The following is a 13886-nucleotide window of genomic DNA, read 5'->3' on the forward strand; positions in this document are numbered from 1 at the left end:
TATTACGGAATCCCATGGAAATCGACCTGGAATTCCCTATCCTATAAAGAAGAAACCAACGCATACCCGTTTTCTACTCTATATATAAGGAGAGCAAACGGCAGTAGCCCCATAATCCCCCTACCATCTTTGAATTACGTATCCCATCAGGTGATAATAACCACACAATCAGTCATTCCAGGACCGTGATGAGAAACGCTCTGCAACGTACTGCTATACGCAAACGACCGATGAAGCTCGGCACCACCGTGATCCTCATGGTCAGTGCTGTACTTTTCTCCGTACTGCTCGTCGTTCATCTGATTTACTTCTCACAAATTAGCAATATGACGCGCGATGCCTTAGCGGACAAAGCCCTTGCGGTGGCCCGAACGCTGGCTGACTCCCCGGAGATCCGTCAGGGTCTGCAGAAAGCGCCTCAAGAAAGTGGCATTCAAGCGATTGCCCAGGCGGTGAATAAAAGCAACGACTTCCTGTTCATCGTCGTCACGAATATGCAAAGCATCCGTTATTCACATCCCGAGGCCCAGCGAATCGGCCAGCGGTTTAAAGGCGACGATATTTTGTTGGCCCTGGAAGGGAAAGAAAACGTCGCAATTAATCGTGGCTTTCTGGCTAAAGCACTGCGTGTGTTTACCCCCATCTATGACGAAAACCACCGCCAAATTGGCGTCGTGTCGATTGGCCTTGAGCTCAGCAGAGTCACTGAACAGATTAATAACAGTCGCGACAGTATCTTCTGGTCCGTCTTATTTGGGGTTCTGGTTGGCTTGTTGGGTACCTGGGTGTTGGTCAAGGTGCTCAAACGTATTCTGTTTGGCCTCGAACCCTATGAAATCTCCAACCTGTTTGAACAGCGCCAGGCGATGCTGCACTCTATAAAGGAAGGCGTAATTGCCGTTGACGACAGTGGTGAAGTCACGCTGATAAACCAGGCGGCCCAGGAACTGCTGGATTACCGCAAGTCACAAGACGATGCACAACTCTCCACGCTCAGTCATGCCTGGTCACAGGTGGTCGATTTTTCTGAAGTCTTACGTGATGGAACACCACGGCGCGATGAAGAGATCACCGTGAAAGACCGGCTACTGCTGATCAACACTGTGCCGGTCATCAGCAACGGTAAAATCATCGGTGCTATTTCAACGTTCAGGGATAAGACGGAAGTCCGTAAACTAATGCAACGCCTTGATGGTATGGTCAACTATGCCGATGCACTTCGTGAACGATCCCACGAATTCATGAATAAGTTGCACGTGATTCTGGGATTATTGCATCTGAAAAGTTATAAGCAGTTGGAAACTTATATAATTAAGACAGCCAACAACTATCAGGAAGAAATCGGCTCATTGCTGGGAAAAATAAAGTCCCCGGTTATCGCGGGATTTTTACTCAGTAAGATTAATCGCACATCCGATTTAGGCCATACCCTTGTCATTAGTAATGAAAGTCAATTACCGGAAAACAGCAATGAAGATCAAGTGACCGTGCTGATTACCGTTCTGGGGAATTTGATTGAAAACGCACTGGAAGCGTTAGGTCAAGAAGCCGGTGGTGAGATCAGCGTATCCTTACACTATCGACACGGCTGGTTACATTGTGAAGTTAATGACGATGGTCCGGGGATCGCTCCCGATCGCATTGACCACATATTTGAGAAAGGCGTCTCGTCAAAAGGAAGCGAACGGGGCGTTGGTTTAGCGCTTGTTAAACAGCAGGTTGAAAGTGTTGGCGGCAATATCGCCGTCGAATCTGAACCTGGGATCTTCACCCAATTTTTTGTACAGTTACCGTGGAATGGTGAGAGGGCCAGCAGATGATCAATGTCTTAATTGTCGATGACGACGCAATGGTAGCGGAGTTAAATCGCCGATATGTGGCGCAGCTCTCCGGTTTTCATTGCTGTGGGACAGCGTCTACGCTGGAGAAAGCCAAAGAAATACTCTTTCATGGCGAACATCATATCGATCTGATTTTGTTAGACATTTATATGCAAAAAGAGAACGGTCTGGATCTGCTGCCCGTTCTGCATAGCGAAGGCTGCAAATGTGACGTCATTGTCATCTCTTCCGCCGCCGATGCTACCACCATTAAGGACTCGCTCCACTACGGGGTCGTCGATTATCTGATAAAACCTTTTCAGGCTTCCCGTTTTGAAGAAGCGCTTACCGGCTGGCTGCATAAAAAGACGGAGATGGAAAAACATCAGTACTATGAACAGTCGGAGCTTGATCAGTTGATTCACGGCAGTTCCTCTACCGAGCAGGAAACACGTCGCTTACCCAAAGGATTAACGCCTCAAACGTTACGTACCTTGTGCCAGTGGATTGATGAGCACCAGGATCAAGAGTTCTCTACTGATGAGTTGGCGAACGAAGTCAATATCTCGCGTGTGTCCTGTCGCAAGTACCTCATCTGGCTGGTCAATTGTCATATCTTATTTACCAGCATTCATTACGGCGTGACTGGCAGACCGGTGTATCGTTATCGCGTTCAGGCTGAGCATTATTCGCTGCTAAAACAATACTGCCAATAAACAGCATTACGGGGATTATTCGTTATATAAAAGTAACAGTTATTAAAATAATGAAAAATTCCCCTACTGCTGTCTTAGACAGCAAAATACTGAATTTGCGTTAGATCAAATATAATTGTATCCAGCATGTTAACGCTCTATTTTATTATTGACAAACATCACACTGTTTTTAATTTCAAAATCACTAACAAAAGTTAATTAAGTATTATCTAACTCGCAGAATGTGTATTTTTACCCCTAAAGGATTAGTCTGATTTTAACCAGACATAAAAATCTATATCGGTAGCAATGGAGAATATGCTACGTACTATGGACACCGTACATTTTTGTGAGCAAATAAAAGTATCCGTTCGCCAACCTCATAGCATCATGAATTGGCGTGAGCGTGATCACATAAATAATACACTCACCTATCCTGCCGGTGGTTCACGTAATAGTAGAATACGTAAAGCTGACGATAAGTTTCCGGTTAACCGGGACAACGTACCTACACTACAACATCAGCCAATGCTCTTCATATCATGCTCTGCTTCCCATCGCCTGAGGATTCTCTCCTCAGAACAAAGTCACAGAAAAAAAGTTAAATATTTCCAATAACGTTTAAAAATTTTCTAGAAAGATATTTGAACATTAATCACAAATACGGACATACCGAATATTGACCGCTTTCTGATGCTTATTACAGCATAAAAGAGTGTGGCACAGATCCATTTATCAAAAATTGACTGGGTTTTTTGCGAGGGTAAATAAAATGTTATTTAGTATACAGCTTCTTATAATATTAATATGTTTGTTTTATGGTGCCAGAAAGGGCGGTATCGCACTGGGTTTGTTAGGCGGTATCGGTCTGGTCATTCTGGTTTTCGTGTTCCATCTCCAGCCGGGTAAACCGCCAGTAGACGTTATGCTGGTCATTATTGCCGTGGTCGCTGCTTCCGCAACCTTGCAGGCCTCCGGCGGTCTTGATGTTATGCTGCAAATTGCTGAAAAGCTGCTGCGTCGTAACCCAAAATACGTTTCCATCGTGGCACCGTTTGTCACCTGCACCCTGACTATCCTGTGTGGTACAGGTCACGTGGTGTACACCATTCTGCCTATCATCTATGACGTTGCGATTAAGAACAATATTCGCCCGGAACGTCCGATGGCGGCGAGTTCTATCGGTGCGCAGATGGGTATCATTGCCAGCCCGGTTTCCGTGGCCGTCGTGTCACTGGTCGCGATGCTGGGTAACGTAACGTTTGAAGGCAAGCACCTCGAATTCCTCGACCTGCTCGCTATCACCATCCCCTCTACCCTGCTGGGTATTCTGGCGATCGGTATCTTCAGCTGGTTCCGTGGTAAAGATCTGGACAAAGACGAAGATTTTCAGAAGTTCATATCCGTTCCTGAAAACCACCACTATGTCTATGGCGACACCGCTACGCTGTTAGACAAAAAACTGCCTAAGAGCAACTGGCTGGCAATGTGGATCTTCCTGGCCGCTATCGCTGTCGTTGCCGTCCTGGGTGCGGTATCTGAACTGCGTCCTTCTTTTGGCGGCAAACCGCTGTCAATGGTTCTGGTTATCCAGATGTTCATGCTGCTGACTGGCGCACTGATTATCATCCTGACCAAAACCAACCCCGCATCTATCTCTAAAAATGAAGTCTTCCGTTCAGGTATGATCGCGATTGTAGCGGTGTACGGTATTGCCTGGATGGCGGAAACCATGTTCGGCGCACATATGTCTGAAATTCAGGGCGTACTGGGCGAGATGGTGAAAGAATATCCGTGGGCCTATGCGGTTGTCCTGCTGTTGGTCTCCAAGTTTGTAAACTCCCAGGCTGCGGCGCTGGCGGCTATCGTGCCGGTCGCGCTGGCTATCGGCGTTGATCCTGCGTACATCGTTGCCTCTGCTCCGGCATGCTACGGTTACTACATTCTGCCGACCTACCCAAGCGATCTGGCGGCCATTCAGTTTGACCGTTCCGGCACCACCCGCATTGGCCGCTTCGTCATTAACCACAGCTTCATTCTGCCTGGTTTGATCGGCGTAAGCGTATCCTGTGTATTTGGCTGGGTGTTCGCTGCAATGTACGGTTTCCTGTAATCACACTTCGCGTGCCGTCCACTTTTGTACGGCACGCTACTCATAAGATGCAGAACAATTTACGTTTCTGATAAAAAAGAAAAGGCTGGAAGCAAATGTCAAAAGTTGAATTCACTTACCAGGCGCCTTTCCCGCTGGGGGAAGACAAAACTGAGTACTATCTGCTGACATCCGATCACGTCAGCGTCGGCGAGTTTGAAGGCGAGACAATCCTCAAGGTAGAACCAGAAGCACTGACGCTCCTGGCCCAGCAAGCCTTCCACGATGCCTCCTTCATGCTCCGCCCGGAACACCAGCAGCAAGTCGCCTCCATTCTTCACGATCCAGAAGCCAGCGAAAACGATAAGTACGTGGCGCTGCAATTCCTGAGAAACTCTGAAATCGCCGCCAAAGGCGTGCTGCCAACCTGTCAGGATACCGGCACAGCTATTATCATGGGTAAAAAAGGCCAACGCGTCTGGACCGGTGGCGGGGACGAAGCCGCGCTCTCCAAAGGTGTCTTTAATACCTACATTGAAGATAACCTGCGCTATTCACAAAACGCCGCACTGGATATGTACAAAGAGGTCAATACCGGGACGAACCTGCCCGCGCAAATCGACCTGTACAGCGTGGATGGTGACGAATACAAATTCCTGTGTGTGGCCAAAGGCGGCGGCTCAGCAAACAAAACGTACCTCTATCAGGAAACCAAAGCACTGCTGACCCCCGGTAAGCTGAAAAATTACCTGGTCGATAAGATGCGCACGCTGGGTACGGCGGCCTGCCCGCCTTACCACATCGCCTTTGTCATTGGCGGCACCTCAGCAGAAAGCACCCTCAAAACGGTGAAACTGGCCAGCACGCACTACTACGACGCGCTGCCGACCGAAGGTAATGCCCATGGTCAGGCGTTCCGTGACGTTCAACTGGAACAAGAACTGCTTGAAGAAGCACAGAAACTGGGTCTCGGCGCACAGTTTGGCGGCAAATACTTCGCACACGATATCCGCGTGATCCGCTTGCCTCGCCACGGTGCATCTTGCCCGGTAGGCATGGGTGTATCCTGCTCTGCCGACCGTAACATCAAGGCCAAAATTAATCGCGACGGTATCTGGATTGAAAAACTGGAGCATAATCCAGCCCAGTACATTCCAGAATCGCTGCGTCAGGCTGGTGAAGGTGAAGCAGTTAAGGTTGACCTGAACCGCCCGATGAAAGAGATCCTCGCCCAGCTTTCTCAATACCCGGTATCTACGCGCCTGTCGTTAAGCGGCACCATCATTGTGGGTCGCGACATTGCCCATGCGAAGCTGAAAGAGCGTATTGATTCCGGTGAAGGTCTGCCGCAGTACGTGAAAGATCACCCGATCTACTACGCGGGTCCGGCAAAAACACCAGCGGGTTATCCATCAGGCTCCTTAGGCCCAACCACCGCGGGTCGTATGGACTCCTACGTTGATCTGCTGCAATCCCACGGCGGCAGCATGATCATGCTGGCGAAAGGGAACCGCAGCCAGCAGGTGACCGACGCCTGCCATAAACACGGCGGCTTCTACTTAGGCAGCATCGGCGGTCCGGCGGCAGTACTGGCGCAGCAGAGCATTAAGCATCTGGAATGCGTGGAGTATCCGGAACTGGGTATGGAAGCTATTTGGAAAATCGAAGTTGAAGATTTCCCGGCCTTCATCCTGGTCGATGACAAAGGCAACGATTTCTTCCAGCAAATTGTCAGCAAGCAATGCGCTAACTGCGCGAAGTAACCTATCTGGCCCGGCACCGGACTGCTCCCAATCGTTGGACACCCAACCGTTGAGGACAGCCCGGTGATCCCCCCGGGCCACTCTCCCCCCTCAATAACGGGTATTGAATTTTTATCACGCCCGATAAATAGTAGCCTTTTCGACTACTCGCTAAATCATCATGATCCGCACACTGAATACTTCGATGCTGAATACTGGCGCACTGGTGCTGGCGCTCATTCTTGCCTACACCGGCTTCTGCGCCACAGAAAAAATCACCTGGCTGATGGAAGTCACGCCGGTCATTATTGTCGTCCCGTTGCTGCTGGTAACCGTTAAGCGCTACCCGCTGACACCGCTGCTCTACACGCTGATTTTCTTGCATGCCATCATTCTGATGGTGGGCGGTATGTACACCTACGCTAAGGTGCCGATTGGCTTTAATGTTCAGGAGTGGCTGAATCTGAGCCGCAACCCTTATGACAAGCTGGGCCACTTCTTCCAGGGGCTGGTACCTGCCCTGACGGCCAGAGAGATTTTAGTACGCGGCAATATTGTCCGTGGGCGTAAGATGTTGGCGTTTTTAGTCTGCTGTGTCGCGCTGGCGATCAGCGCCACCTATGAACTGATTGAATGGTGGGCGGCGCTGGCGATGGGTCAAGGTGCAGATGATTTCCTTGGCACGCAGGGCGATCCGTGGGATACCCAGTCAGATATGTTCTGCGCCCTGCTCGGCGCATTAACCACGGTGATACTGCTGGCGCGGGTTCATTGTCGGCAGTTGCGCCGCTATGGGTTAATCACCGTGAACTGATTGCCGGATGTCGCTGACGCTAATCCGGCCTGTACGTTACGCCTTAGCTTCACTGGCGGTTGCTACCGCAACCACCGGTATATCCAGTTGCTCATCCACCGAAGGCACCTTGCGGTACTTATCCAACAAGTGGATCTGGATCCGGCGCAGCGTATCGCCGTTCAGTCGGTAGAAACGGAAGTAGAGGATTAGCGTGACCATAAAAAAGAGGGCCGGTAGCGCTATCATAATGAATTGCATACCCACGATGGTTTCGGCAGACTGCTCAACGTTCGGCAGATAGCCAATTATTCCGAGCACCAGCGCGATAAAGAAAGCAGCAAACGCTGATCCCCCTTTGACCACCATGGTTTGTACCGAATAGGCAATGCTTTCACAACGTACATTGAGCTTGTATTCACCGTAATCGACGGTGTCCGCGACCATAATGACCTGCAGCACCCAGAAAAGCGCCGAACCAATATTCAGTAAAACCCCGGCAATCACAATCAGCAGGGTATTATGAAAACCCGCTAATGCCATCGCCAACAGCACGCCGCAGCTAAGTACCGGCATTATCGATGCCCCAGCCCATAAGATCCGCCGGGACAACGCTTTCACCAGTCGAGGAAAAAGGATCAGCGTCAGCAGATTAGCCGCACCGGCGTAGGACATGTAGTACGGGAAGAGGGCCGCATCGCCAATTACGTAGGTAAAATAGTAAATAGCAAAACCCGCAATAATATTGGCCGCGATATTGTAGGCCAGCGCCATGCCCAGCAAGCAGGAAAGCTGGTCGTTTTTATAGATAAGTCCGACGATCGCTTTCAAACTCAGGCGACTGCTGTCAGCTGTTGCATCGCTGTCCGACGAATACACCTCGTGCACATTACGTAGCGTCACGAATGTCGACACGATAAAGAATGCGATCAGCACCAGCGTAAACATCTGGAAACCAAATCCGCGATCGGCCCCGCCAACATAGCTGACAAAGGGCAACGTTACCCCGGCGGTCACAAACCCGGACAAGCTGGCGAAAAAGCGGGGAAACGGCACCAGTTGCTCACGTTCGCGTTTATCTAGCGTAATGGTCGGCACCAGCGACCAGAAGGGAATATCCATAATGGTGTAGGTCATCCCCCACAGAATGTAGGTGACACATACAAAGACAACCTGCGTTGTCCCTTCGAACAGATGGGCGCTAAATAGCAAGAACAGCACCAGCGAGTTCGCCAGGGTGCCGATTAGAATCCAGGGTTTAAACTTTCCCCAGCGTGAGCGGGTGGCGCTAACAATCCAGCCCATGATCGGATCGTTAATCGCATCCCAAATCCTTGCCGCCAGGAACAATGTCCCGACCAGTCCCACTGATAATCCCACCACATCGGTGTAGTAATACATCAGGTACATGTACACAATACCAATAGCGAAATCCTTACCAAACGCTCCAAATCCATAACTGAGTTTTGTTGTCAGAGATATGCTCATAGGGTATCGGGTCACTGTTACCAGCGCCCGCCTTCTGTAATAGGAAACGTGAGACGTCGGGCGCCGGACATGCTGCCAGCGCGCAAGGGGCTTATCGATGTAACCAGGCCGGTAACCAGTCGCCATGTGAAGCAATCAGGTCGTCCACCAGCGCATAAATCTCCTCAATGCCCAATACTGCCGCGGTATGGGGGTCCATCATTGCCGCGTGATACACCCGATCGCGGTTTTCCGTCAGGATGGCTTCGGTCAGCAGGGTCTGCACATTGATATTGGTTTGCATCATTGCCGCCAGATGCGATGGAAGAGAGCCCACCTTCGTCGGTTGAATGCCATTGGCATCAACCAGACACGCCACTTCCACACAGCAGCCCTGTGGCAGGTTATCGATCAGGCCGTCATTACGCACGTTGCCATAAATCACGCTCGGCTCACCGGTCCAGATGGCATTCATGATCGTGCTGGCATATTCCCGCGACGGTTTAATATCAATCCGCGCCGCCGTTTTGTACTCCTCCAGCTCTTTATGCCAGTTCGCCAGTTGTTCCACGCAACGTTTCGGGTATTCATCCAGCGGCACCTTGTAGCGCTCAATCAGGTCTTCACGTCCCGGCTTAATAAACCACGGCGTATATTCAGCAAAATGTTCTGAAGACTCAGTAACGAAGTACCCCAGTTTTTTGAACATCTCATACCGCACGATGTTCTGGCAGCGGCTATTTCCGTGAATGTTAGGCTTCGGCGCCTGACCGGCTTCATAAGCAGCCAGCAGTTCCGGGTACAAATCCACATAGCTGCCCTCTGCTGTTTTTCGTTCCAGCTCCAGGTAAAACGCCATATGGTTGATCCCGGCGCTACGGTAGCGCAACGTGGCGGGATCGATATTCAAATCACGCGCCAACTCCTCCGCCGTCCCCTGAACAGAATGGCACAGCCCAACCTGTTTAATCTGCGGATACCGTGCATACATAGCCCAGGTGTTCATCGCCATCGGATTGACGTAGTTAAGCATCGTGGCATGCGGGCAGACTTCGGTCATGTCTTCACAAATCTGCCATAAATGCGGGATGGTGCGCAGCGCGCGCATAATGCCGCCCGGCCCCAGCGTATCGGCAATGGTTTGTTCCAGACCATGACGTTTACACACGTCAAAATCAGTGACGGTACACGGCTCATAGCCGCCAATCTGGAAGGCGACAACCACAAAATCGGCATCCTGCAACGCCGCTTTCCGATCGGTATGACAGGTAATGTGACCGGATGCGCCCGCTGAATCCATCAGTTTGCGCACCACAATATGCGATTCTTCAAGGCGTGTGGGATCGATATCCATTAAGGCAATATGCGCAGATTTCAGTGCATCGCGGTGAAAGACATCCCCGAGAATATTTTTGACGAAAATCGTGGAACCGGCGCCGATAAAGGTAATTTTGGGTGCAGACATCATCACTCTCCAGAACGTTGTTGGTCATCGTCAGGATGGCACGCGATGGCGATGAAAACCTCCGGCTTCTGTAATGAGCATTCCCAAAAACTCAGATCACCTTTCTGCCCACGCAGAATCTGAGTTAATGGGATTAAATTAGCCGAAAAGCAGAGTATGTGGCCCAAAAACTCTACTATGCTGAGGTCTAATGACTCAATTTGCGTCCCAATTCGCAGTCTTATCTGTATACAAATGGCATGATTCTGAGCATTCAGGAAATGGAGTGACCATGACGACGTTACCGATACCGCTTCTCCCTCCCGATCCACACATGTGCAGTAGCGATGAACAGCAGACCCGCAGCCCGCTGACGCTGTACTCAGAGTATCAACGCATGGATATCGAGCTGCGCCCGCCGCATGCCATGGACTCCAGCCACTGGCACGGCCAGGTGGAAGTGAATGTACCGTTCGATGGCGACGTTGAGTATGTTATCAATAACGAAGTGGTGCAGATAAAACAGGGACATATCACATTATTCTGGGCCTGTACGCCGCACCAGCTCACCCGTCCGGGTACCTGCCAGCAGATGGCGATTTTCAATTTACCGATGCACCTGTTTCTCTCCTGGCCGCTGGATCGCGAACTGATCAACCACGTCACGCATGGCATGGTCATTAAATCACTGGCGACGCAACAGCTCAGCACCTTTGAAGTTCAGCGCTGGCAGCAAGAGGTGAACAGCCCGAACGAACAAATTCGCCAGTTGGCGATCGACGAAATTGGTCTGATGCTTAAGCGCTTTAGCCTGTCGGGCTGGCAGCCGATTCTGGTCAATAAAACCTCGCGCACGCACAAAAACAGCGTTTCCCGACACGCTCAGTTTTATGTCAGCCAGATGCTGAGCTTTATTGCCGACAACTACGATCAGGCGCTCACCATTAACGACGTCGCGGAGCATGTGAAGCTCAATGCCAACTATGCGATGGGAATTTTCCAGCGCGTAATGCAGCTCACCATGAAGCAGTACATTACCGCGATGCGGATCAACCACGTCCGCGCGCTGCTAAGCGATACCGATAAAACGATTCTGGACGTGGCGCTGACCGCCGGGTTCCGCTCCAGCAGCCGCTTTTACGACACCTTCAACAAATTTGTCGGCATGTCACCACAGCAATACCGCAAACTGAGTCAGCAAAGACGACAGTCCTCAGCCCTCTGACCCCGGCAATATCACTATCAGCCAAAAAAATAATTCCCCTGTCGATAAACGACGGGGAAAAATCGCCAAATGCACCAATCAACCATTTGTTTTTAAAAAATAAAAACACAAAATCGCCTGATTTTCGCCCCCTTTACTCCCGTATTTATCAGGTAAATACTTGCCCTCGTCACACATCCTCCACTACGGGAAACAGACGATGAAAGTATTAATTGTTGAAAGCGAATTTCTGCATCAGGACACCTGGGTCGGCCACGCGGTCGAACGTCTGGCGGACGCTCTAAGTCGGCAAAATGTGACCGTCATTAAGTCCACATCATTCGATGATGGTTACGCCATCCTGGCCGCCAATGAGGCCATTGACTGCCTGATGTTCAGCTACCAAATGGAACAACAGGACGAACACCTCAACGTCAGGCAATTGATCGGCAAGCTTCACGAACGCCAGCAAAATGTTCCCGTTTTCCTGCTGGGTGATCGGGAAAAAGCTACCGCATCGCTGGATCGCGATCTGCTGGAGCTTGTCGATGAATTCGCCTGGATTCTGGAAGATACTGCCGACTTTATCGCCGGGCGCGCCGTTGCGGCAATGACCCGTTATCGCCAGCAGCTTCTGCCGCCACTGTTCAGCGCATTGATGAAATACGGCGACATCCATGAATATTCCTGGGCCGCACCGGGCCACCAGGGCGGCGTCGGATTTACCAAAACCCCTGCGGGTCGTTTCTACCATGATTACTACGGTGAAAATCTGTTCCGTAGCGATATGGGTATCGAACGCGCCTCTCTCGGCTCACTGCTTGACCACACCGGCGCATTTGGCGAGAGTGAAAAATATGCCGCCCGCGTCTTTGGCGCTGACCGTTCGTGGTCCGTAGTGGTCGGCACATCCGGCTCTAACCGCACCATCATGCAGGCCTGCATGACCGACAACGACGTGGTCGTTCTGGATCGAAACTGCCATAAATCGATTGAGCAGGGGCTGATCCTCACCGGGGCAAAACCGGTGTATATGGTGCCAAGCCGTAACCGTTACGGCATTATCGGGCCTATCTACCCGCAGGAAATGCAGCCGGAAACGTTGCAGAAAAAAATCAGCGAAAGCCCGCTGACGCAAGGTAAAGCCGGGCAAAAGCCATCTTACAGCGTGGTCACTAACTGTACCTACGACGGCGTCTGCTACAACGCGAAAGAAGCGCAAGACCTGCTGGCACAAACCAGCGATCGTATACACTTCGATGAAGCCTGGTACGGCTATGCGCGCTTCAACCCGATTTACAACGACCACTACGCCATGCGTGGAGAGCCGGGCGACCATAACGGCCCTACCGTATTTGCCACGCACTCCACCCACAAACTGCTGAATGCGCTGTCACAGGCCTCTTACATCCACGTGCGTGAAGGCCGTGGAGCGGTGAATTTCTCCCGCTTTAACCAGGCGTATATGATGCACGCCACCACCTCACCGCTGTATGCCATCTGCGCCTCAAACGACGTGGCGGTCTCAATGATGGACGGTAATAGCGGCCTGTCGCTCACTCAGGAAGTGATCGACGAAGCGGTTGATTTCCGCCAGGCAATGGCGCGGTTATACAAAGAATTCACCGCCGAGGGCGACTGGTTCTTCAAACCGTGGAACAAAGAGGTGGTCACCGATCCACAAACCGGCGAAACCTACGACTTCGCGGATGCTCCGACCCAACTGCTGACCACCGACCAGAATTGCTGGGTGATGCGCCCGGGTGAATCCTGGCACGGCTTTAAAGACCTGCCGGATAACTGGAGCATGCTGGACCCGATTAAGGTCAGCATTCTGGCACCGGGAATGGGCGACGACGGCGAGCTGGAAGAAAATGGCGTGCCGGCCGCGCTGGTCACCGCCTGGCTTGGACGTCACGGTATCGTACCGACCCGCACCACCGACTTCCAGATTATGTTTCTGTTCTCAATGGGGATCACCCGCGGGAAATGGGGCACGCTTATCAACACGCTGTGTTCCTTCAAGCACCATTACGATGCCAATACCCCGCTGTCACAGGTGATGCCGGAACTGGTAGAGGAACATCCTGACACTTACGCCAACATGGGCATTCACGATCTGGGCGACACCATGTTCGCCTGGCTGAAAGAAAATAACCCTGGTAGACGCCTCAATGCGGCCTACTCCGGCCTGCCTGTCGCTGAAATCACCCCGCGCGAAGCCTATAACGCGATCGTGAGCGACAACGTTGAGATGGTAGCCATCGAAAATCTGCCGGGCCGTATTGCCGCCAATTCCGTTATCCCTTACCCACCGGGAATCCCGATGCTGCTGTCCGGGGAAAACTTTGGCGATGCCAATAGCCCACAGATAAGTTACCTGCGTTCGTTGCAATCCTGGGACCATAACTTCCCTGGCTTTGAACATGAAACCGAAGGAACGGAAATTATCGACGGCATGTATCACGTCATGTGCGTGAAAGCATAATGTCGCTTTATAGATAGTCCGATGTTTAAGGTAGACATGTCATGCTTGAGTAATTCCTGAGTATTGCTGCAAAACAATAACATTGTCATACCTTTTGCGCGGGGCCACCCCGCGCTTTTTTTATGCAGCGAAAACACGTTG

At 51.2% G+C, this 13886-nt stretch carries 9 protein-coding genes; 7 read left to right on the top strand and 2 right to left on the bottom strand.

All coding sequences use genetic code 11. From position 1 onward, the window contains the following. The first annotated feature begins 188 nt into the window (after positions 1-188). The 5 genes from IB214_RS21970 (at position 189) to IB214_RS21990 (ending at position 7163) form a co-directional block, all read left to right on the top strand. Positions 189-1820, top strand: a complete 1632-nt coding sequence (locus IB214_RS21970; RefSeq protein WP_117343563.1) for a sensor histidine kinase — start codon at positions 189-191, stop codon at positions 1818-1820. Continuing rightward, on the top strand, positions 1817-2536 hold the full coding sequence (gene dcuR, locus IB214_RS21975; RefSeq protein ID WP_096758636.1) for a two-component system response regulator DcuR: 720 nt from the start codon (positions 1817-1819) through the stop codon (positions 2534-2536). Before IB214_RS21970 ends, dcuR begins: the two co-directional genes overlap by 4 nt. 751 nt (positions 2537-3287) lie before the next feature. Beyond that, positions 3288-4628, top strand: a complete 1341-nt coding sequence (dcuB, locus tag IB214_RS21980) for an anaerobic C4-dicarboxylate transporter DcuB (protein WP_096758637.1) — start codon at positions 3288-3290, stop codon at positions 4626-4628. Between the two features lie 95 nt (positions 4629-4723). Continuing rightward, positions 4724-6370 carry a class I fumarate hydratase FumA gene (fumA, locus tag IB214_RS21985; protein WP_096758638.1) on the top strand — a complete coding sequence of 549 codons (1647 nt, stop codon included), beginning with the start codon at positions 4724-4726 and terminating at the stop codon, positions 6368-6370. A gap of 160 nt (positions 6371-6530) precedes the next feature. Continuing rightward, positions 6531-7163 (top strand): DUF2238 domain-containing protein, encoded by a 633-nt coding sequence (locus tag IB214_RS21990; protein WP_117343564.1) that lies wholly within the window; start codon positions 6531-6533, stop codon positions 7161-7163. 36 nt (positions 7164-7199) lie between these two features. Here IB214_RS21990 and melB read toward each other — a convergent pair whose 3' ends face one another. Together melB and melA are read right to left on the bottom strand one after the other, a co-directional pair. Then, entirely contained in the window at positions 7200-8630 is a 1431-nt protein-coding gene (gene melB, locus IB214_RS21995; RefSeq protein WP_117343565.1) for a melibiose:sodium transporter MelB, read from the bottom strand. Positions 8631-8721: 91 nt separating this feature from the next. Continuing rightward, positions 8722-10077 (bottom strand): alpha-galactosidase, encoded by a 1356-nt coding sequence (gene melA / locus IB214_RS22000; protein ID WP_117343566.1) that lies wholly within the window; start codon positions 10075-10077, stop codon positions 8722-8724. 268 nt (positions 10078-10345) lie between these two features. Between melA and melR the strand changes: the two genes are divergently transcribed. Both melR and adiA read left to right on the top strand, forming a co-directional pair. Next, positions 10346-11278: a transcriptional regulator MelR gene (melR, locus tag IB214_RS22005; RefSeq protein WP_117343567.1), complete on the top strand. Its 933-nt coding sequence runs from the start codon at positions 10346-10348 to the stop codon at positions 11276-11278. A 199-nt stretch (positions 11279-11477) separates the two neighbouring features. Next, complete coding sequence (adiA, locus tag IB214_RS22010) at positions 11478-13745, top strand: arginine decarboxylase (protein ID WP_117343568.1); 2268 nt, start codon at positions 11478-11480, stop codon at positions 13743-13745. The last annotated feature ends 141 nt before the right edge of the window (positions 13746-13886 follow it).

Source organism: Citrobacter sp. C1 (genome assembly GCF_014596895.2).
Lineage (GTDB): Bacteria > Pseudomonadota > Gammaproteobacteria > Enterobacterales > Enterobacteriaceae > Citrobacter > Citrobacter gillenii.